Origin of the sequence: Cytobacillus gottheilii (assembly GCF_001636345.1) — a bacterium.
GTDB classification, from domain to species: Bacteria; Bacillota; Bacilli; order Bacillales; family Cytobacillaceae; genus Cytobacillus; species Cytobacillus gottheilii.
Window position 1 is genome coordinate 3,780,205 of sequence record NZ_KV440945.1, and the last position, 20,034, is coordinate 3,800,238.

A 20,034-nucleotide genomic window follows, 5' to 3' on the forward strand; every position below is an offset into this window, starting at 1 on the left:
CCTCATGCTTTCATACCTAATGTTTCTTCCCTTCAATGCAAAAAGAAAACTTGCCATATTGGCAAGCCGAAAAGACAATCATTAGGCTTCACGTATATTTCTATGCTGCTAAAACATTTAAAAAGCTAAAACCTGTTGACGATCCGTTCAACAGGCAACTCTTAGGCATTTTCAATCCAAAATCCTAGCGTCTGTACGTTAAATAGCGCTCATACCAAATGTCGATAAAATCCGGTGCAAATGGACCTTTGCGCTGGCGAATCCATTGAATGAGCTTGTCCACATTGGACCACAGAATTTGATCAATCGGAGCAGGGTAGTTCATTTCTTGACGATGGCGTTCATATTCGTCTTCATCTAATAAATTGAAGGTCATATCAGGAAACACTTTAATATCCAGATCATAATCGATATATTTTAATGCTTCCTCGTCATATATAAACGGCGAGCTGATATTGCAATAATAGTAAACGCCGTCTTCCCTGATCATTCCAATAATATTAAACCAGTATTGGGAATGAAAATAACAGATTGCCGGTTCTCTCGTTACCCATGTTCTGCCGTCCGATTCTGTTACAATGGTCCGATCATTGCCGCCAATGACAAGATTTTGCGTACCTTTTAATACCGTTGTTTCCTCCCAGACGCGATGGATGTGCCCATTATGTTTATAGCTGTGTATTTGTATTGGAGATCCTTCTATGGGTACGGCCATTTTTTCCCCTTCTTTCATTTCTGGAAGCTTTGAAACCTATAGTCCTCTAGAAGCAAGCAAAACGGCTGCTTCTCTTTTAGACACTGAAGTACCTTATATGAATATGGAGCAGTAAATCTGCTGACCCGCTGTTCAAATAAAGTTATCCGATCTGATCCTTTGAAAAGAATTTTTATCATTAAAAATTCTTCTTCACTCCAAACGACGAAAGGCTTGCAAAGAACGATTCCTATTTCTTCTTATTATAACGGTTATACGTTCATTTTAAAACAAAAGAACCATTGAAATGGCTCAATGGTTTAAATAATGCATCTATTTTGCTGTAGAACCTGTCCTTTATACAGGAACATTCATGTCCTGATAAGACCGGATCACCTCTTCTGTCTGTGTTTCGAATATTTTATGAATGGCCTTCAATTCATTTTTCATCATTTTAATTTCATGCTGAATGCTTTCAAGTTCTGTCTCCTGTTGAATCAGCTGCAGCTGTTCCTCAATCTCTTCACAGCGCTCCAGCTCCCCTTGTAAAAACAATAGCTTGTCCATTGTCTTCATCTGCTCTGATACTAAAAGGTTAAATTCACGCACCATTTGCCACCATCCCTTTTGTGATCTCTTAATACAAATTCGCGGCAGAACCCCTTTTCCCTTTGACTGATAATGTAGACTTAATGGAAGTTTTGTCGAGGATGTGCTGATGTTCCATGTTGAAGCAGCAAAAAAACCAGGAGACAATCCCCCTGGTTTCTACGAATAATCATAAGGTCCATCTTCAAGCAGATGGCATGCTGCTTTATGTTCGACCTCGCTCAGCGAATGGAGCTTAGGCTCTTCCACCGCACAGCGGTCCATAGCATATGGGCAGCGGGTGTGGAAGCGGCATCCTGCTGGCGGATCAATCGGCGACGGCACATCTCCTTTTAAGATGATTCTTTCTTTCTTTTTCTCTCCCACATTGATGCTTGGGATTGCAGATAAAAGTGCTCTTGTATAGGGATGCTGCGGGTTTTCAAACAGAGAATCCTTATCCCCTATTTCCACTATTTTGCCGAGATACATAACAATGATGCGGTCCGATATATGGCGGACAACCCCTAAATCATGTGAGATAAATAAATATGTCAGCTGGAACTTTTGCTGAAGTTCTTTTAATAGGTTTAAGACTTGAGCCTGGATCGATACATCCAATGCCGACACAGCTTCATCGCAGATCACCAGTTTCGGATCGACCGATAAGGCACGGGCAATCCCAATCCGCTGCCGCTGTCCGCCGCTAAATTCATGTGGATAACGATCCATTTGATGCGCTCCAATGCCTACTGTTTGCAGGAGATCCTCTACCTTCTGGCGTCTCTCTTTCCTGGAAACAACATTTTGAATCTCAAGCGCTTCCTCCAAGATTTGTCTTACCGTTTGCCGTGGATTTAAAGAGGCATAAGGATCCTGAAAGATGATTTGCAGGTCCTTGCGCTTTTTTCGCATTTTGGCCTTATTTAAACCTAATAAATTTTCTCCATCGAATAAAATATCACCTGAAGTTGGGTCATCTAAACGCAGGATCGCCCTTCCTGTCGTTGATTTTCCGCAGCCGGATTCTCCAACAACACTGACTGTTTCTCCTTCATACACGACAAAGCTAATATCATCAACAGCCTTTACGTGGTTGACTGTACCGCCAAACAAGCCGCCTTTAATCGGGAAATACTGCTTTAAATTATTGACCTCTAATAAAGCCTTCTTACTCATGAGTTGACACCGCCTCTGCTTGCTTTTCCCATTGATCGGTGTGAATCCAGCAGCGCACTTGGTTTCCATCTTCTTTTGTTTCCAATGCCGGCAGCTCTCTATGACAGATCTCTCTCGCATGTGGACATCTTGTCACGAATCTGCAGCCGGACGGCAATTCAAATGGACTTGGCACAGACCCTTTGATCACAGACAATTCCCCTTCAACCTTTAAGTCATGTCTTGGAACTGAATTTAGGAGTCCAATCGTGTAAGGATGCTTTGGATCCGTAAAAATGGTTTTCACATCAGCATACTCAACGACTTTTCCACAATACATAACGGCGACACGATCACACATTTCCGCAACGACCCCAAGATCATGGGTAATAATCATTAAAGAGGTTCCCAATTCTTCCTGCAGCTTTTTAATTAATTCTAATATTTGCGCTTGGATCGTCACATCAAGGGCAGTTGTCGGTTCATCAGCAATTAATAGCTCAGGATTACAAGCAAGGGCAATCGCGATCATAACACGCTGGCGCATCCCCCCAGATAGTTCAAACGGATACTGCTTGACCCTTTTCTCTGGAGATGGAATTCCTACTAATTTCAGCATTTCTATCGCTTTCACCCGTGCTTCTTTTCGATTAAGCTTTTGATGAATGCGGAGTGACTCTGCAATTTGCTCACCACATGTTAAGGTCGGATTTAGGGAGGTCATAGGTTCCTGAAAGATCATAGAGATTTTATTTCCACGGATATCTCTCATTTCTTTCTTTGTTTTCGTTAAAAGATTTTCTCCCTTAAAAACAATTTCTCCATCGACCACTTTACCTGCTGGTTCTTGAACCAGACGCATAATAGATAAGGAAGTAATACTCTTGCCTGAACCAGATTCCCCCACGATTCCAATGGTTTTACCTTTTTCTATTGAAAAATCTACTCCATCAACGGCCTTTACTTCTCCTTCATCTGTGAAGAAGGAGGTACAGAGATTTCGAACTTCCAGGATATTCTCTTGATTTGATATAGTCATCCTTCTCACCTTCCTTTAATTCAGCTCAATTCGTTTATTAATTAAACGATATGTGATATCAACGATAAAATTCACGACGACAAACAAGACGGCACATACGAGAATCGTTCCTTGAACCATTGGAAAGTCACGCATCCGGATTGAATCGACAACTAAGCGTCCCAACCCATTAATAGCAAAAACGGTTTCTGTGATAACCGCTCCGCCCAGTAATGTACCAAACTGCAAACCTACGATTGTGACAACCGGAACGAGCGCATTTCTCAAAGCATGTTTATAAATGACTACTCTGTCATGAACCCCTTTTGCATAGGCTGTGCGAATATAATCATTGTCAAGGACCTCAAGCATGCTGGAACGTGTCATACGCGCGATAATGGCTGCTCCGCCTGTACCGATCGTTAACACAGGAAGCACCATATGTTTCCATGATTCCCAGCCAATCGTTGGGAACCAGCCTAAATTAACAGAGAAGAAATAGATTAGCATAATTCCGAGCCAGAAATTCGGCATCGACATCCCGAAAAGGGCGACAATCATGAGAGATACATCCGAAAATGAATATTTTCTAGTAGCGGAAATAATCCCGGCGATTAATCCTAAAATCACCGCTAAAACCGTCCCATAAAGCGCTAACTCAAATGTAATCCATATACGGTTTGTAAATATCTCTTCTGTTACGGCCCGATCTGTCCGGATAGAGGTGCCCAAGTCACCTTGAATGGCGTTTCCGACATAGCGAAAATACTGCTGATAAAGCGGATCGTTTAACCCTAAATTCTCCCTCATTTGTTCTAATTGAGCTTCATCTGCTCTCTCCCCTGCCATTATTTGAGCAGGATCCCCAGGAATCAAATGCATCATAAGAAATACAGCTAACGTCACACCGATCATGACAGGAATTGTTTGAAATAATCTTCTAATGATAAAAACAAACATGTCTCTCACCTTCCTTCATTATCTTTTTGTTTTAGGATCCAGTGCATCTCGCAATCCGTCTCCAAATAAGTTAAAGCCAACTACAACGACTAAAATAATCAGACCAGGAAATAAACTGATATGTGGTGCTTGGGCCATAAATGACCGTCCCTGAGCCAGCATTGTTCCCCACTCAGGCGTTGGGGGCTGTGTTCCGAGTCCCAGGAATGATAATGCACTTGCAGTAATGATAGCTGATGCTATGTATAAGGTTGATTGGACAATGATGGGTGAGGTAATATTCGGTAAGATATGTTTAAAAATAATTCTAAAATCACTTGCTCCCACTGCGCGAATGGCATCGACATACTCCAGCTTTTTTACACTGAGAGTAGAACCGCGCACAATCCTTGCAAAAGTAGGAACAGCAAAAAATGCAACGGCAATAATTACATTTGTAGTGCTTGGACCAAGAATACTGACAATAGCCAGCGCTAAAAGAATTCCCGGAAATGCCAGTAGAACATCACATATTCTCATAATCAATGAATCTACCCATTTTCCGTAATAACCTGAAACGATTCCTAATATGACGCCAACGACTGCACCTAGGATTGTTGATAGGATTCCAACCGTTAATGAAATACGAGAACCATATAGAATTCTGCTTAAAATATCCCGCCCTTTGTCATCGTTTCCAAACCAATGGTCCGCAGACGGCGGTGCTAATCTTTTACTCATGTCCATCGCAGTAGGATCATAGGGAGCGATTAACGGTGCGAGGATTGCCAGGATCGTAAAGATCAGCACGACGATTGCCCCTGCGAGAGCTGCTTTGTTTTTTGCTAATTTTTTGTAAAACGAAACCCAAGGAGTTGTACTTTTATTTTTTGTTTTAATAGGAATACCTGTAGATTCTTGCAACTGGGGATGACTCATTCTTTTTCCTTCCTTTCTGTCGATTATTCTTTCAATTCAGTCTTTTTTATAATATATAGTATTCATAATTATTACAATAGTTTTATTATTTGGATTTCACTGTTTCTTATATCCTATGTTTGCAGATAGTCCAATAGAAAGGATATTTCTTCATTAATGAGAAAACTTTCTTATATTCCTATAATATTCAAATAATTCTATATTTTTGTTAAAAATCTAGTTGTACTTATCGAATTTTTAGACTATTATAAAAATACACATGCCAAGTGTGTGTAAACTTTACTATTTTTAGGGGGAGTCAAATGAGAAACAAAAAAAATGCCTTTTTAATCTTATTGCTATCACTCATTCTTGTGTTAGCAGCATGCAGCACAGGAAGTAACACAGAACCAGATGATAATAATGATAGTGATGACGAAAATGCTACTGAGAACGAACAGCCTAGTACTGATGGCGGTGAATTAGTATTTGTTACCCCATCGGATGCCCCAACTTTAGATCCTCATGGTGTTAATGACACAGCATCCAATACTGCTACTACACAAATTTTAGAAAGATTAGTTGATTATAGTGAAGATGGCTCAATCATTCCATTGCTGGCAACAGAATTTGAAGCGATTGATGATACGACTTGGGAGTTTAAGTTGCGTGAAGGCGTAAAATTCCATGACGGTACAGACTTCAATGCAGAAGCTGTAAAAGTGAATATTGAGAGAATTACAAATCCTGACTTTGCTTCTCCGAAAGCATTTATTTTGAATGTAATTGAAGAGGTTGTCATTGTGGATGATTACACAGTTCAATTCAAGACAAGTGCGCCATTTGCTCCACTTCCGGCTCACTTAGCGCATAATGCTGGTTCGATCATTGCTCCATCAGCAATTGAAGAAGAAAACAGCGGCGGTAAAAAAGTAGATGAAAACCCAATCGGTACTGGCCCATTCAAGCTTTCAAATTGGAACCGCGGTGCTGAAATTGTATTCGAAAAGAACGAAGATTATTGGGGCGAGCCTGCAAAAATCGATACCCTTAAATTCGTAGTAGTTCCTGAACAAGCAACTCGTGTTGCGATGATTGAGACTGGTGAAGCACATGCTATGCTTTTAGGTGCATCTGACGTTTCCCGTGTAGAAGCAATGGAAAACATTGATATCGATCGCGTGAAAGGCACACGTATGGACTATGTTGGCTTCAACGTTACAAAAGAACCGTTTAATGATGTTAGAGTTCGTCAGGCAATCAGCATGGCGATTAACAAAGATGAAATTGTAACTGGAATTTTGGATGGTCAAGGGATTCCTGCAGTTGGACCTCTTGCGCCAACAGTTGTAGGAAACTACCAGGATTTAGAGCCGCTGGGTTATGATGTGGAAGAGGCAAAAGCATTATTAGCTGAAGCTGGCTTCGAAGATGGTTTCGAAACTACTCTATACGTTAATGATGGAAGCCAAGAGCGTGCAGACATTGCTGAAATGGTTCAGGCACATTTAGCTCCTATCGGCATCGATGTATCAATCGAAGTTGTTGAGTGGGGTGCATTCCTAGAGCAAACAGCTGCTGGTGACCACGAAATGTTTATCTTAGGATGGACTACAGTAACAGCTGACGCTGATTACGGTCTGTATGCATTATTCCATTCTTCACAGTTTGGTTCACCGGGTAACCGTTCTTTCTATAAGAACGAACGTGTTGATGAGCTGCTTGATCTTGCACGATCTGAATCAGATACAGATGCACGTAATGAAGCTTACAAAGAAATTTCAGAAATTCTAGTAGAAGAAGTGCCAATGGTTTACTTGCAGCATCCTGACTTTGTCCATGCACTTAATGGAATTGAAGGACTATTTGTAAACTTCAGCGGTACTCCATTCTTCCATAATGTATCATTAAAATAATTCGGGATTCCTAGGGGACAGTTACCTGTCCTCTTGACTTCTCGGTCTCAATGCCAGAAAAAAGCACCCTCCGTTGAAAGGGTGCTTTTTTCGTTACGTATCAATTATTTGCTGTAGCCAGAGTTTTTACCTTTGTTAGCTTCAGCTTGTTGGTTGCGTTGTCTCACTTCTTGTACGTCTGTCTCAGAAGCGAACTCAGTGCCGAATTGACCTTGACCAGCAGATTGAGCGTTTTGTTGTCTTACTTCTTGAACGTTAGTACCAGATTGTGTTCTGTTTGGTTGTTTTGCCATTGTAATCACCTCCACGCTCATTAATTTGTCCCCGAACGCAGAAAAGTATCCAACTTTTTTTAGAAAAAAAACAAATATTTTTTTTGATGATTACAGCCTATGATTCCATGAGCAAAATCAATTCCGTTTAAACTAACAGTGAAATGCCGCCATCAACAATAATCGTTTGCCCGCGGATCATGCTTGATTCTTCTTTTGTTAAAAACATGATTGCATTTACCATGTCATCGATTGATACCATGCGGCCAGCTGGCGTTTTTTCAGCTGCTTCTGTCAGCAATTCCTCGCGATTTGGGAAGTGCTTTAATGCGTCTGTATCAACTGCTCCGCCAGAAACAGCGTTTACCACGATATTTTTTGATGATAGCTCTACAGCCAAATACCTTGTCAAAGCTTCTAATGCAGCCTTTGACACACCGACAACCGTATAGTTTTCTAGATAGCGGATGGATCCAAGTGAGCTGACGCTGATGATTTTTCCGCCTCCGTTTTTCTCCATCAGTTTCGCTGCTTCCTGTGCACAAAACAGCAGGGCCTTGCTGTTAATATTCATCGTCCAATTCCAATGTGACTCCTCAAGCTCCATTGCAGGACGCTGAACGCCTGAGGCAGCATTATTGACGAACACATCAAGTCTGCCAAATTCACGATCGATTTCTGCAAAAAGATGCTTAATTTTATCCACATCTCCTACATTTGCCTTAACGGTAAGAACCTTTCTTCCCAGCTTTTCAATTTCCGTTGCCGTTTCTTGTGCGGCCGTTTTGCTGCGTGCATAGTTTATAACGATATCGTAGCCTTCTTTTGCTAATGTTAAGGCTGTTTCCTTCCCGATCCCTCTGCTGCTTCCTGTAATCAATGCTACTTTTTGTGTCATATTCAAAACCCTCTCTTTACCATGCTTATGTACTAAACACTATTGCTATCATTTTAGCTTTTCCATGTATAGTTGGCAATCTGGATTACAACAATACTCTTATAGAGAAGGGAGGAATTATCATGTACGTAGGCAGAGATATGACCGAGCTTTCCATGATGTCCAAAACAGATTGGAATGATAGTGAGCTAGCTTATTTTCATCATTCTTTACAGCAAATCACTCCATATTTAAACGCTGAGGGTCATACGATTCAGACGGAAATTATTAAAGAAATTGAAAGACGCGGAGGCAACGAGCGAAGAGAAGCAACGTATACGAGCGGCACAAAAATCAGCTATGATTAAATCGGATATACGGGAGCATTCACCCTGCCTTTAGATAGACCGGCAAGCCCCAAGTAAAAACAGCTTAAACTTAGCTGAATTATGTAAGCATCAGTCTTAACTTTACTCTGCATTAAAAAAAGGGCTCACATTTTTGCGGCCCTTTTTACATATTTTAACCTTATTCTTTTTCAAGCTGATACATACGAAACATTTTTTGATATGGAACAGGAAAAGCATATTGGTTCAGTTCCTCTATCGAAACAAATTTCACATTTTGAAGTTCGCTGGCTGAACCATCATCGATTGTGCCGGCATATATATTGATATTCCAGATAAGGTGTGAAAATACATGCTCTAATTGCCCGATAGAACGGTTAAGGTGAACATTCCCTGAATAAAGATCTGCAAAGCGATCTTCCAGCAATGCTTTTTCATCAACATAGCTTAATGTACTTTCCACATTTGGAAACTCCCAGAGATTCGCAAGCAAACCTTTTGCCGGGCGCTTCTGAATTAGAATCTCTCCCTTATCATTCACTAGAATGGCTGCTGCCATTTTCACATGCTTCTGCTTTTTATTTTTCGTTTTAATCGGCAATTCATGCTGAGTGCCTTCGTGAAAAGCAGCGCAATGATCTCTGACTGGGCAGAGCAGGCAGGACGGGGACGTTGGTGTACAAATTAAGGCACCAAGCTCCATTAATGCCTGATTAAAATCGGAAGGATTGTCATGCGAAATCAGTTCTCTTACGGCCGTTTCAAAGACCTTTCTTGTGGCCGGTTTTGCAATATCATTCCAAATGGAAAGGATTCTGGAGAAGACACGCATCACATTGCCATCTACAGCTGGTTCCGGAATCCCGTAAGCAATGCTTAGGATTGCCCCGGCGGTATATGGGCCAACTCCTTTCAGGGACGAAATTTCCTTCGGCGTATTCGGGACAATTCCGCCATACTTTTCATACACTTCTTTCACGGCACTCTGGAGGTTTCTGGCTCTTGAATAGTAGCCCAGCCCCTCCCATGCTTTTAGAACCTGATCTTCTTCCGCCTGTGCTAAGTCTTTTACTTCCGGAAATAGTTCTAAGAAACGATGAAAGTAAGGAATAACGGTATCTACTCTTGTTTGCTGCAGCATGATTTCAGAGACCCATACCTTGTATGGATCCTTATCTTTTCTCCATGGCAGTTCTCTTTGTTCTTTTTGAAACCAGGATATTAAGTCTGTCTGAAATTGCTCTATGTCAATGGTTTCTAATGGCTGTACATCTTGTTTGTCCAAGTTTTTCCCCCTCCATGATGTTAAAGAAACGTAAATTTGGGAATATAATAGGTAAGTGTTCATTTTAACTCATACAATCAAATGAAGCTGCTTTTCATCCAAACAGTATTTTTTTCATAATGATACTTGCCGATTGGCAAGTCCCTGAAAGGACGCAGACAGAAGCTTAGCTGCACTTATACTACATTCCTGGAATGAGCCGCTATATCGATCATTCTTCTGGTCTGCTCATTTATACTGTCTGTTCGTATAAAAATAAATCTTAACTTTAATATGAAAACAAATACTGCTAAAATGACAGTAGCTGCAATACAACAAACAAGGAGGTTTTTTCCTCTTGGATACTGGTACACACGTTGTCATGGGGCTGTCACTCGGCGGGTTGGCAACACTTGATCCAGCCGTTGCCGAAAACTCGGTTACAGCGACTAGCATCATGATTGGCACAATTGTTGGCTCACAGATTCCTGATATTGATACCGTATTAAAGCTGAGAAATAATGCTGTATATATACGAAATCACCGCGGCATTACACATTCGATACCGGCAGTGCTCTTATGGCCATTAGTCATTGTAGCTGTCGTTTATCCTTTTTTCCCAGAAGCTAATTTGCTTCATTTATGGCTTTGGACATTCCTTGCCGTATTTTTACATGTTTTTGTTGATATCTTTAATTCTTATGGCACACAAGCCTTAAGACCCTTCTCTCCTAAATGGGTGGCTCTAGGCACCATCAATACTTTTGATCCGTTTATTTTCGGAATTCAAGTAGTAGGTTTGTTCATTTGGGCGTTTGGTGCAGATCCCGGCTACACCTTTTTAATCATCTACGGGATTCTGATATTGTATTATATTTATCGTTTTATCGCCCAGCGTCAAGTGCTGAAGGCGGTTAAAGTACTAATCCCAGATGCGCATGATATCATCATTGCACCAACCATGAAAATGCATAGCTGGAGAATTGCCGCCACGAACAAGCATCAATTCTTTGTGGGACGATCTGAAAATAAACAAATTTTGATTCAAGATCAGTTTAACCGGGTGCCTGTTCCAGAAACAAAGGTTATTGAGGAAGCAAAAAAAGACGAAAATCTTTCAGCTTTTCTTTCCTTCTCTCCGGTCTACCGCTGGGAGGTTGATGAATATGATGACTATTATGAGGTCCGTTTCATCGACTTGAGGTATCGCAGCAACGATTACTATCCATTCGTAGCTGTCGTTCAGCTCGATCAGGACTATAATATCAAAACCTCTTACACTGGCTGGATTTTTAGTGAGGAAAAGCTAAGAAAAAAATTAGATATTATTCCAAATTAACATGCAGGCGAGCCTTTTTAAAGGCTCGTTTTTTAATGCAGTTTTTTAGGATCCTCGTTGAGTAAATGCTTGTATTTAGGATTTTGGGCTACAAATTCATGAAGCTTTTCTCCATAGTTTTCAATCCATTGACCAACAACCTTTGCCGTCATTTCACTTCCCTTATATTCACGGCCTGCCTTCGCATATGTTGTTTCAAAATCTTCCCAAAGCAATTCAATCCATGTTTGAGCCTGAGCTGCAGAAATTTGTTTGTTTTTTTCTAAAAGCAGTTCATATAGTCTTTGCTGATATTCATTCATAAAAAATCCCTCTTTCTCATGTTCTTACGCTGTATCATAAGCTGTCTTTTTACAAATACTATTTCTGATTCACCATTTCCCCGATCTGAGGAGGAGAAACAGAATGCGTAACAAAGTAACTAATTTCCCAAATCAAAACAACAATAAATTTGAAGGTGAACCACGCGCAAAAGCTGAATATGCATCAAAACGCGCAGACGGCACCATAAACACTCATCCGCAGGAGCGAATGAGAGCTTCAACTAACCGCGACAGTGACACACCTGATTTTTAAATGCAGCGTGCTTCCAGAGAGAATGAATTTCTCTTTGGAAGCTTTTTTTTGGCTCCTGGCACGGTTGGGTGTGGAGTTCATAGCTTTCCATTCCTTCATGCCTATTTTCGCACCGTGGAGGAATGGACTCTCACCAATTCTCGACCGACCAGCCCCCCGTAAATCCAAACCCTATTCCACTGCCGCCGTTTTTTTCAGCATAGAGATCGGCAGGGCTTCTTCTTCTTTATTTCCAGTCAGTCTGTAGCCCCAGGCAAACACACCGTTAAGATAATCAATTTTAAAATATTGGCCAGGATCCCCTTCAATTTCGTAAATATCGCCTTTGTTAAAATCCTTTGGATCAAGCAGGTATGATTTGGCCATTACGGCTTTTCGCTCAAGGACCGCGTATTCATTGACCATTCCCATTTGTTCTGCTTTACGTGCTTTTTCGTTTAAACTGGCAATTTCCTGCTGTAATTCGTATGGAGTCAGTTCGCTATATCTTTTTTCTGACATTTTCTAAGCGCCCCTTTGTTATATTCAGTATAAGTATAGTAAAAATAGCTCACCAAGCAAAGAATTAGATAGGCAGAAGGGTCCTTTCAAAGCAAGGGAATTGCAGGAAACTTACTCTTCCTCCCTCAGCACCTTATCAATTAAATCAAACGAAAATCCTTTGCGTGCTAATGCCTGTTTCATTTTCTGGCGGTACTCAAATTCAGGAAGCGCTCTGTATTTCCGGCTTGCCTTTTCGGCTTGATGGCGCAATGCAGCCAGTTCTTCGTCTTCTTCTTTTTCCGGTGCAGATGCAGAAATAGCTTCTTTGATGATGTCAGAGTAAAATCCTTTTCTGCTTAGTACCTGCTCTAGCTTTTGCTTGGCAATCCTGGTGGATTCCTTCGTGTTTTTTCTCAAGTTTTTTTCACATAATTTAATCGCTGTTTCTAGCTCATGTTCATAGCTGAATTGCTCCAGTGCCTTCTCTATCAGCTCATCACTGATCCCTTTTTCCTTTAGCTCCATTCTAATCAGGCCTCTGCCTTTATCCGTCGTATTCATCTGTGTGCGCACAAATGCAAGAGCAAATTCTTCATCGTTTAAAAAGCTGTAATCATATAATTTGTGAATGGTTTCCTGGATAATGGCCTCGTCCACTTCTTTTCCTTTTAAAAACGTCCTTACCTCATATTCAGAGCGCATTCGCCTTGAAAGATAACCGATTGCATCATTATAAGACTTGCGGATATCATCATGGTAGCCGATTTCAGATAGTAAAAATTCATCAAGCTCCATTCCCTTTTTGAGTCCATGCTTAATGAGTACATCTTCATCCACACTGAAGGAATACGCTTCCCCGCTTCCATCATCGGTAAAAATATTATAACGGTCCTTGTTTTTCTTTTGGATTGAAATTTTTGTAATCACCGGCATTTTTTCATCACCTCATTATGTTTGTAGCATATCAGAAAAGGGTTTTAAGAGGAAAGAGAGAACTATTAAAGATACATAAACAGGATATATTGAAGCCGAAAGGGGAAATGATATGAAAATTGCGCTTGCTGGAGGAACCGGCTTTGTCGGCAGCTATTTAACAGAAGCATTAAAGCAGAAAGGTCATGAAATTTTCATTCTCACAAGAAATACTGAAAATAAGACAGCAGCCGATCAAGTGAAGTACGTGCAATGGCTTAATGATGGTGATGCACCAGAAAAGGAATTAGAAGGCATTGAGGCGTTCATCAACTTAGCTGGAGAGTCAATTAACAGCGGCAGATGGACTGAGGAAAGAAAAAAAAGGATTATAAAAAGCCGGACACAATCGGCACAAGAGGTCAATCGTATTTTACATAACTTAAAGGAAGCTCCAAATGTTGTCATTCAAGCGAGTGCAATCGGCTATTACGGCACGTCTGATACAAAATTCTTTACAGAAGAAGTAACAGCGGCTGGTTCTGACTTCTTAGCAGAAACAGTCTATAAATGGGAACAAACTGCCCGTGAAGGTAAGCTTCCAAATAGCCGCCTGGTCTTTACCCGCTTCGGCATTATTCTCTCAAAGCATGGTGGTGCACTGCCGAAAATGGTTCTTCCCTATCAATTCTTCGCAGGCGGAAAATTGGGAAAAGGCATTCAGTGGGTGTCCTGGATTCATATAGAAGATGTGGTCAAAGCCGTTCTTTATTGCCTGGAAAATAAGAAAATAGATGGCCCAGTTAATTTTACCGCACCAAACCCTGTGCAAATGAATGAATTCGGGAAAACACTAGGAGCAGTTTTACATAAACCTCATTGGATTCCTTTGCCTGGTTTTGCTATGAAAATGATGTTAGGTGAAATGAGTATGCTGATGCTCGAAGGACAGCATGTCACACCGAAAAAACTTTTATCAGCAGGTTACCCCTTTTCATATCCCCATTTAAAGGAAGCATTAGAGGATATTTATTAACACCTATGTATGAACACCTCTTAATTAGGGAAAATTGCTAATGCTTCTTAAATTTTGAAAGGGTGTGTCTGAAATGACAGGAGAAAAAAAGCGTAAGGAAAAAACGAAAAGCACTTTATCCAGCATGCAGGAAGTTACATATAGCCGGGAATTCAAAATGGCTGATCGCGCTGGCGGCTATACAGGCGGCCGTTCAAAACATTAATACGAAAAGCGGAATGCGCTTGCCCAGGGACGACAAGCTTAAGATGAGCCAGGAGCTCGACAACGCAATTAGTTTTAACCATTTTACCCTTTTGTATCATATAAAAGCGTCTCTTGAGCAAGCTATATTTACGGAGCACTCTTCCGTACTTCAGCCTGCTGATGAGCGCTTTTTTTATGCTTATCAAGCATTGAAAGGGGATTACTATGGGACGCTTAGGCAATCAGCATCATAACTCAAAAGCAAAAGCAAAGCTGCCGCAAACACCTAAAAACTTAAAAAATTCTCCGAATGAAGAGTATGCTGGAGAACTGACAGATCAAGCTGAACTTGAAGTCATTGCTAGAGCAAACGCTGCTAATCAGCGTATAACAAGAAGATCTGACTGATTAAAATGACCCCTGGAGATCCAGGGGCCGTTTTTTTTTTTTTTAAGGCTGCTGTAAGCTTGTAAGTCAGGATGTCACATGCTCTCCAACTGCTGCCAAGCCTTGATTGAGCTCAAAATAAAAACCTTTTTTCTTCATTAATTGCTCATGTGTTCCTTTTTCCGTAATTCTGCCGTCTTGCAGAACAAAGATTTTGTCAGCCTGACGGATTGTATTTAAACGGTGGGCAATGACAAAGCTTGTTCTCCCCACCATCAGTTTTTGCAATGCTTCCTGAATTATCAGCTCTGTCACTGTGTCTATACTGCTTGTAGCTTCATCTAAAATTAAGATCGATGGATTTGCCAAAAAGGCTCTGGCTATGGAAAGCAGCTGGCGCTGTCCCTGACTGATTCCGCTGCCGTCCTGACTTAAGACGGTCTTATATTTTTTCGGCAGCTTCATAATGAAGGAATGAGCATTTGCCAGTTTAGCCGCCTCCACCACTTCCTCATCTGTTCCATCTAATCTTCCATAGCGAATATTATCCATGACCGTTCCCTGAAATAAAAAGGGGTCTTGCAGCACAAAGCCCATATGCTCTCGCATACTCTCTTTTTTTATCCTGCTAATATCTGTTCCATCCAAATAAATCTTGCCTGCATTCACTTCGTAAAAGCGGGAAAGCAAATTAATGATCGTCGTTTTTCCTGCCCCAGTGGGACCGACAAAGGCGGCGGTTTCGCCAGGCATCACAGAGATCGAAATGTCTTTTAGCGTCTTGCCTCCTTCTTCATATTCAAAGGAAACATTTTTGAAAATTACTTCACCCTTGATTGAGCTCAGTTCATCAAGACCCTCTTCATTTTTATACTCTTCCTGCTCATCTAAAATATCAAAGACCCTCTCTGCTCCAGCAATAGCTGAGAGCAGGGTATTGAATTGGTTGGCGAGATCATTTAATGGCCGAGTAAACTGGCGCGAGTACTCTGTGAAAATAACAATCGTACCGATGGAAACCCAGCCATTAATCGCAAGAATGCCTCCTACTCCAGCAATAATGGCAAAAGAAAGGTTATTCAGTCCGTTCATAAGCTTTGGAATGAAGCCGGAATACGTCTGTGCCCAAAAGCCAGCTGTGCGGAGCTTATCCCCTTTTTCTAAGAATTCATTGATTACCTTCTCTTCTTGTGAAAATGCTTTAACAATCCGCTGGCCAGAGATCGTTTCCTCGATATAGCCATTTAATTCCCCAAGATTCTTCTGCTGCTCTTTAAATAACTTGCCTGTTCGGTTTGTAATCCACTTCATCCCAAAGAACATAAGCGGAACAATCGTCAGCGTCAGCAGAGTCAGCAGCGGGCTCATCCAAAGCATGACGCCGAGTGTGCCTGCCAAGGTTAAAACACTCGATATAACTTGAATAACAGAGCTATTTAATGTTGAGCTAATGTTTTCAATATCGTTTGTCACTCTGCTCATTAATTCTCCATGCTGCCTTTTATCAAAAAAAGGAATCGGCAGTTTTTGCAGATGCGCAAATAAATTCGTCCGTAAAGTAAAAACGGTTTTCTGCGCAATTCCAATCATCCAATAGTTCTGATACCATGTTGATAAGGAAAATAACAGATAAATGATGCCTAACATCACTAATAGAGTCAGGAAGTTTGCAGTTCCATCCTCCACAATATAATGATCAATGACGTATCCGACTAAATATGGTCCAAGCAAGCCCATTGCCGAGCTGATCACTACCATGATGACTACCCAGATTAGAAGGCTTTTATTGACTGCTAAGTATTTCCAAAGTCTCTTTAATGTTTCCTTATAGTTGCCTGGTTTTGCTTTTTTCTGTTCCTGTGTTTTGCTGGACTGCTTGGCAAAAATCGATTTATCATATTGGAAAGGCGTTAACAGATCTTTTTTAGGCATAGCTCCGATCCTCTCCTCCTGTCTGTGACTCATAAATGCTTCGATAAAGGCCGGATGTCTTCAACAACTCTTCGTGGCTGCCTTCAGCAATCAAATCTCCTTCCATTAAAAGAAAGATATGATCGGCTTCCATCGCTGTATTGATTTTTTGCGTAATAATAAACGTTGTGCAGTCATACTGCTTGATCGCCTCCAGAAGCTTTGCTTCCGTTTTCATATCGAGTGCACTGGTACTGTCATCAAGCAAGAGGATCTTCGGCTTGCGTACTAAAGCTCTTGCAATCGTTAAGCGCTGTTTCTGTCCGCCAGATAAGTTAATGCCTTTTTGGCCAAGCTTCGTCTCATACTGATGGGGCAGTTTCTCAATGGTGTCATGAATTTGAGCATTTTTCGCTGCAAGGATGATTTCATCCATGGTCGCATCTTCTTTCCCCCAGGCGATATTGTCTCTGACACTTCCGCTAAACAAAAGAGCATCCTGCGGTACATAACCAATTTTTCTCCTAAGATCTTCAAGCTTCATTTCTTTTACATTTTGACCATCAATCAGCACTTCTCCGCTGCTTGTTTCATATAAACGGGGAATAAGCTGAAACAGCGAGGTTTTTCCAGAGCCAGTAGCTCCTAATAACGCTACTGTTTGCCTGCTGTGAATAGTGAAATTAATATTTTCTAGTACATGCTTATCTGTTTCTGGATACTTAAAAGCCACTTGTTTGAATTGTATTTTTCCGTTTGTTACAGTTTGATTTTGATCTGTTGCCAGCTTATCGACCAAATCAGCATCTGTTTCAAGCACTTCCGCAATCCGTTTTGATGAAGCTCTCGCACGGGAAAATGCCATAATGATAAACGATAGCATCGAAAAAGCTGAGGTTACTCTCATGGCGTAATTGACTACAGCAACAACTTCACCCACTTGCACTTCCCCTGTATTCACCTGAATGCTGCCAAACCATAAAACAGCGATGATCGCTCCATTCATGATCAAGAGCAGAATCGGCATTGTTACTTCCATTAACCGCAGTGCTTTTGTCGTCTTTTCCTTCAATTCATCATTTGCTTTGGTGAACCGTTTGACTTCATAGCTTCTTCGGATAAAAGCTTTAATGACACGAATGCCCGTCAGGTTTTCCCTCATGACACTATTCACTCCATCCAGTTTCTTTTGGACAGATTGAAACAGTGCACCTCCTTTTCTCATCACCCATACAAGAAAGAAAAACAAAAAGGGAATCACAACCGACAGAATCAGCGCGAGTTGAAAGTTGACCACAAACGCCATCACCAGACTCCCGACAATGAGAAGCGGCGCCCTCATCATGATGCGTAAGCCCATAAAAATTGTATTCTGCAGCTGTGTAATATCGTTGGTCATTCTCGTTATAAGAGATGATGTCGGAAAAAGATTGAAATTCGCGTATGAAAAGGACTGTATTTTCTTAAATAAGCTCGTGCGCACATCAAATCCAAAGCTCTGACTTACGTGTGCTGCATAAAAAGAATTTATGATTCCAGATGCAAATGCCAGCATGGAAATCGCGATCAGTATCGTCCCCCACACCGTAATAACATGTAAATCCTGCACTAATATACCGTCATCAATAATTTTAGCCATAATGAGCGGCTGCAGCAGCTCAGCAGCCAATTCGGTCAGCATCAGCACAATAGCTACAGCGGCCGCCAGTTGATATGGCTTTAAAAATTCAGCAATCTTCTTCATTCAATGCCCCCTAAATCTCTATAGCGAAACTCTTTCGAAAAGCTAAATATTAAAGTGTATTTTTTTATCATATAACCTTTTGCAAAATTTTTAAATAATTCTGGTGAATATTTGTTTGTTTTTTGTGAAATGCCGATGGTGGGATTAGATAGTTGGTTTGCTGCAGGCAGGGTGGTGAAGTGTGGCAGCAGCTTAACTCCGTGACTTTTTTGGGACATTATATTTGGATTTTAACCACCCATCTCACTTGTGCTGCGATACTTTTGGCGCAACCTTGAAAACAATCTTCAAACCAATGGATACTACTACTCTTAAAGGTTAATGCTATGATCAGAAACCTATGTACAAGTACATTATTTTTAACATTCCTCCATATTTCATTTACCACTCCAAAGATGTCATTATTCCTAGTTATTCATCATCTGCTCTAATCATCCCCCATGTTGAGCCTACATGTAAAAAAACACCATCTCAAACGATCTCCTTTATACATGACAAAACTTTTGCATACACGCTACAATTACAGTAGTCTTAATGTATACAAACACCATATGTTCATGATTGGTGGTACAATATAAAATGATGAATATGAAAAAAGGATGGTATGACACGGTGAAAACTAGTAATCATTTACATACGGAAGCAACCGAAGTCCTAAAGGAAACAAGCAGAACCTTCTTTATTCCTATTAGCCTGCTGCCGAAAGGGTTAAAGGAAGGCGTTGGTTCAGCCTATTTATGCATGAGGGCAATTGATGAAATTGAAGATGATCCAGAAATGGAAAGCAGTCTGAAAATACAGCTCCTCTCTTCAATCAGTACCATTCTTAAAGTAGATGATCCTCGCGAACAGCTGAATGAATTATTAAAGCCACATCAAAACCGACTTCCGGAAGTAACCAGCCGGATTTCAGACTGGGTTACGTATTGTCCTGAAGGCATTCGAAAAGAGGTTCTTAAATCCACTTCAATAATGGCCGAGGGGATGGCAAAGTGGGTGGAAAAGGAATGGAAGATCACCAATGAGGAAGAACTCGATGATTATACCTATACGGTTGCAGGGCTAGTTGGTGTCATGCTGACAGATATCTGGAATTGGTATGACGGCACAACCGCGGATAAAAATCTTGGCATTGCTTTTGGCAGAGGACTCCAGGCCGTTAACATTCTCCGCAATTATAAGGAAGATGAAACACGTGGTGTCAGCTTTTTTCCGGAAGGCTGGAATCTTGATGAGATGTTTGCCTATGCACAGCGCAATCTTGAATTAGCAGACCTCTATATTAAGGACATCGACAATACAACCATCCTGCATTTCTGCAAAATTCCATTAACACTGGCACATGGAACGCTACAGGCATTAATGGAAGGCAAAGAAAAAATGAGCCGAAACGATGTAGAAGACGCTGTTAATAAAGTCGTTGGGAAATAGGAACCATTCACCAGAGTCTAGGACATTCCTAGGCTTTT

Annotated in this window: 23 protein-coding genes; 9 read left to right on the plus strand and 14 right to left on the minus strand. The window is 41.0% G+C overall.

Annotated elements, in window-relative coordinates:
• Positions 1–184 precede the first annotated feature (184 nt).
• The gene (gene ntdP, locus A6754_RS18380; RefSeq protein ID WP_066449191.1) at positions 185–715 is read right to left on the minus strand and encodes a nucleoside tri-diphosphate phosphatase; all 531 of its coding nucleotides are present in this window, start codon (positions 713–715) and stop codon (positions 185–187) included.
• On the opposite strand from ntdP, the gene A6754_RS23270 reads away from it, so the two are divergent.
• The gene (locus tag A6754_RS23270) at positions 702–830 is read left to right on the plus strand and encodes a hypothetical protein (RefSeq protein ID WP_257298544.1); all 129 of its coding nucleotides are present in this window, start codon (positions 702–704) and stop codon (positions 828–830) included. The two genes, ntdP and A6754_RS23270, sit on opposite strands and share 14 nt — an antisense overlap.
• A 221-nt stretch (positions 831–1,051) precedes the next feature.
• Here the strand turns inward: A6754_RS23270 and A6754_RS18385 are convergent, their stop codons facing one another.
• The 5 genes from A6754_RS18385 to nikC all read right to left on the minus strand — a co-directional run bounded on the left by A6754_RS18385 (position 1,052) and on the right by nikC (position 5,336).
• Positions 1,052–1,303 (minus strand): YgaB family protein, encoded by a 252-nt coding sequence (locus tag A6754_RS18385; protein WP_151574905.1) that lies wholly within the window; start codon positions 1,301–1,303, stop codon positions 1,052–1,054.
• A 159-nt stretch (positions 1,304–1,462) separates the two neighbouring features.
• Positions 1,463–2,461, minus strand: a complete 999-nt coding sequence (locus A6754_RS18390) for an ABC transporter ATP-binding protein (RefSeq protein ID WP_066449193.1) — start codon at positions 2,459–2,461, stop codon at positions 1,463–1,465.
• Positions 2,454–3,479, minus strand: coding sequence for an ABC transporter ATP-binding protein (locus A6754_RS18395; protein ID WP_066449195.1), 1,026 nt, complete (start codon positions 3,477–3,479; stop codon positions 2,454–2,456). Before A6754_RS18395 ends, A6754_RS18390 begins: the two co-directional genes overlap by 8 nt.
• A gap of 15 nt (positions 3,480–3,494) precedes the next feature.
• Positions 3,495–4,418: an ABC transporter permease gene (locus tag A6754_RS18400; RefSeq protein ID WP_066449199.1), complete on the minus strand. Its 924-nt coding sequence runs from the start codon at positions 4,416–4,418 to the stop codon at positions 3,495–3,497.
• An 18-nt stretch (positions 4,419–4,436) separates the two neighbouring features.
• Positions 4,437–5,336 carry a nickel transporter permease gene (gene nikC, locus A6754_RS18405; protein ID WP_066449202.1) on the minus strand — a complete coding sequence of 300 codons (900 nt, stop codon included), beginning with the start codon at positions 5,334–5,336 and terminating at the stop codon, positions 4,437–4,439.
• 302 nt (positions 5,337–5,638) lie between these two features.
• Between nikC and A6754_RS18410 the strand changes: the two genes are divergently transcribed.
• Positions 5,639–7,231 carry a glutathione ABC transporter substrate-binding protein gene (locus A6754_RS18410; RefSeq protein ID WP_066449205.1) on the plus strand — a complete coding sequence of 531 codons (1,593 nt, stop codon included), beginning with the start codon at positions 5,639–5,641 and terminating at the stop codon, positions 7,229–7,231.
• Positions 7,232–7,335: 104 nt separating this feature from the next.
• Here the strand turns inward: A6754_RS18410 and A6754_RS18415 are convergent, their stop codons facing one another.
• On the minus strand, positions 7,336–7,524 hold the full coding sequence (locus A6754_RS18415) for a gamma-type small acid-soluble spore protein (RefSeq protein WP_066449208.1): 189 nt from the start codon (positions 7,522–7,524) through the stop codon (positions 7,336–7,338).
• Positions 7,525–7,651: 127 nt separating this feature from the next.
• Positions 7,652–8,401, minus strand: coding sequence for an enoyl-[acyl-carrier-protein] reductase FabL (gene fabL, locus A6754_RS18420; RefSeq protein ID WP_066449210.1), 750 nt, complete (start codon positions 8,399–8,401; stop codon positions 7,652–7,654).
• Between the two features lie 122 nt (positions 8,402–8,523).
• On the opposite strand from fabL, the gene yfhS reads away from it, so the two are divergent.
• A complete protein-coding gene (gene yfhS / locus A6754_RS18425) occupies positions 8,524–8,748 on the plus strand; it encodes a mother cell protein YfhS (protein WP_066449213.1) in 225 nt (74 codons plus the stop codon).
• A 160-nt stretch (positions 8,749–8,908) separates the two neighbouring features.
• On the opposite strand, the gene mutY is transcribed toward yfhS, so the two are convergent.
• A complete protein-coding gene (mutY, locus tag A6754_RS18430) occupies positions 8,909–10,012 on the minus strand; it encodes an A/G-specific adenine glycosylase (RefSeq protein WP_066449216.1) in 1,104 nt (367 codons plus the stop codon).
• 337 nt (positions 10,013–10,349) lie between these two features.
• Here mutY and A6754_RS18435 point away from each other — a divergent pair, with 337 nt between their 5' ends.
• Positions 10,350–11,330 carry a metal-dependent hydrolase gene (locus A6754_RS18435; RefSeq protein ID WP_066449220.1) on the plus strand — a complete coding sequence of 327 codons (981 nt, stop codon included), beginning with the start codon at positions 10,350–10,352 and terminating at the stop codon, positions 11,328–11,330.
• A gap of 32 nt (positions 11,331–11,362) precedes the next feature.
• On the opposite strand, the gene A6754_RS18440 is transcribed toward A6754_RS18435, so the two are convergent.
• Positions 11,363–11,632 (minus strand): YfhJ family protein, encoded by a 270-nt coding sequence (locus A6754_RS18440; protein ID WP_066449223.1) that lies wholly within the window; start codon positions 11,630–11,632, stop codon positions 11,363–11,365.
• 103 nt (positions 11,633–11,735) lie between these two features.
• Between A6754_RS18440 and A6754_RS18445 the strand changes: the two genes are divergently transcribed.
• The gene (locus A6754_RS18445) at positions 11,736–11,906 is read left to right on the plus strand and encodes a small, acid-soluble spore protein K (protein ID WP_066449225.1); all 171 of its coding nucleotides are present in this window, start codon (positions 11,736–11,738) and stop codon (positions 11,904–11,906) included.
• 171 nt (positions 11,907–12,077) lie between these two features.
• Here A6754_RS18445 and A6754_RS18450 read toward each other — a convergent pair whose 3' ends face one another.
• Both A6754_RS18450 and recX read right to left on the minus strand, forming a co-directional pair.
• Positions 12,078–12,407 (minus strand): YfhH family protein, encoded by a 330-nt coding sequence (locus A6754_RS18450; RefSeq protein WP_066449228.1) that lies wholly within the window; start codon positions 12,405–12,407, stop codon positions 12,078–12,080.
• Positions 12,408–12,518: 111 nt separating this feature from the next.
• Positions 12,519–13,322, minus strand: coding sequence for a recombination regulator RecX (recX, locus tag A6754_RS18455; protein ID WP_066449229.1), 804 nt, complete (start codon positions 13,320–13,322; stop codon positions 12,519–12,521).
• A gap of 112 nt (positions 13,323–13,434) precedes the next feature.
• Between recX and A6754_RS18460 the strand changes: the two genes are divergently transcribed.
• The 3 genes from A6754_RS18460 (at position 13,435) to A6754_RS18465 (ending at position 14,931) form a co-directional block, all read left to right on the plus strand.
• Positions 13,435–14,337 carry a TIGR01777 family oxidoreductase gene (locus tag A6754_RS18460; protein ID WP_066449233.1) on the plus strand — a complete coding sequence of 301 codons (903 nt, stop codon included), beginning with the start codon at positions 13,435–13,437 and terminating at the stop codon, positions 14,335–14,337.
• Between the two features lie 73 nt (positions 14,338–14,410).
• On the plus strand, positions 14,411–14,542 hold the full coding sequence (locus A6754_RS22515) for a YfhE family protein (RefSeq protein WP_082851741.1): 132 nt from the start codon (positions 14,411–14,413) through the stop codon (positions 14,540–14,542).
• 206 nt (positions 14,543–14,748) lie between these two features.
• Positions 14,749–14,931: a YfhD family protein gene (locus A6754_RS18465; RefSeq protein WP_066449234.1), complete on the plus strand. Its 183-nt coding sequence runs from the start codon at positions 14,749–14,751 to the stop codon at positions 14,929–14,931.
• Between the two features lie 66 nt (positions 14,932–14,997).
• On the opposite strand, the gene A6754_RS18470 is transcribed toward A6754_RS18465, so the two are convergent.
• Positions 14,998–16,842, minus strand: coding sequence for an ABC transporter ATP-binding protein (locus A6754_RS18470; RefSeq protein WP_066449236.1), 1,845 nt, complete (start codon positions 16,840–16,842; stop codon positions 14,998–15,000).
• On the minus strand, positions 16,835–18,565 hold the full coding sequence (locus tag A6754_RS18475) for an ABC transporter ATP-binding protein (RefSeq protein WP_066449239.1): 1,731 nt from the start codon (positions 18,563–18,565) through the stop codon (positions 16,835–16,837). The genes A6754_RS18470 and A6754_RS18475 overlap by 8 nt, the downstream gene beginning before the upstream one ends.
• A 612-nt stretch (positions 18,566–19,177) precedes the next feature.
• On the opposite strand from A6754_RS18475, the gene A6754_RS18485 reads away from it, so the two are divergent.
• On the plus strand, positions 19,178–19,996 hold the full coding sequence (locus tag A6754_RS18485) for a squalene/phytoene synthase family protein (RefSeq protein ID WP_371806980.1): 819 nt from the start codon (positions 19,178–19,180) through the stop codon (positions 19,994–19,996).
• Positions 19,997–20,034: the final 38 nt, after the last annotated feature.